This is a genomic window from Roseinatronobacter sp. NSM (genome assembly GCF_052379845.1).
In the GTDB taxonomy this organism is placed as follows: domain Bacteria; phylum Pseudomonadota; class Alphaproteobacteria; order Rhodobacterales; family Rhodobacteraceae; genus Roseinatronobacter.
On sequence record NZ_JBQTCF010000101.1, the window covers coordinates 1 to 738 of the forward strand.

Annotated in this window: 1 protein-coding gene; it reads left to right on the plus strand. The window is 55.8% G+C overall.

What is annotated here, in order from left to right:
• Positions 1-61: 61 nt before the first annotated feature.
• A partial coding sequence (locus ACTZWY_RS19805) for a DDE-type integrase/transposase/recombinase (RefSeq protein WP_444792420.1) occupies positions 62-738 on the plus strand: 677 nt, incomplete at its 3' end.

Sequence of the window (738 nt, forward strand, 5' to 3'; positions counted from 1 at the left end):
CTAGCTGTGTAGTCCCAGCGTGTGGTGGTCTACTGATCTGTGACCATCAGAAGGATGCATTATGGGACAAATTCTTCACGGGAGCGCCAAGACTACGCACGCAGTCCGAGCTCTCATACAGCGATCGAAAGCTTCGAACGCGGCGCTGAGCCGGGAATTGGGCATGAACGTCAAGACGGTCGCCAAGTGGCGGAAGCGAGACAGCGTTCAAGATGCTGCGATGGGACCGAAGCAGGTCCATTCAACGGTTCTCAGCATCGAAGAGCAAGCCGTTATTGTTGCCTTCAGACGCCACACACTGCTGCCACTGGATGACTGCCTCTACGCACTGCAGCCGAGCATACCGCATCTGACGCGCGCGTCTTTGCACCGCTGTCTGCAACGACACGGGATTAGCCGACTGCCGGAGGTCGAGGGCGACAAGCCGAAGAAGAGATTCAAGCGCTACCCCATCGGGTATTTCCATATCGACATTGCTGAAGTCCGCACTGGCGAGGGAAAAATCCGCTTGTTCGTGGCCATCGACCGTACATCTAAGTTCGCCTATGTCGAACTGCACGAAAAGGCTGGCAAAATGATTGCAGCCCAATTCTTGCGCAATCTGATCGCGGCGGTGCCCTACAGGGTCCATACGGTTCTTACCGACAGCGGCATCCAGTTCACCAACCGCAAGCAGGATACATCAGCGTTCGAGCACATTTTTGACCGCGTCTGCCGTGAGAATGAGATCGACCATCG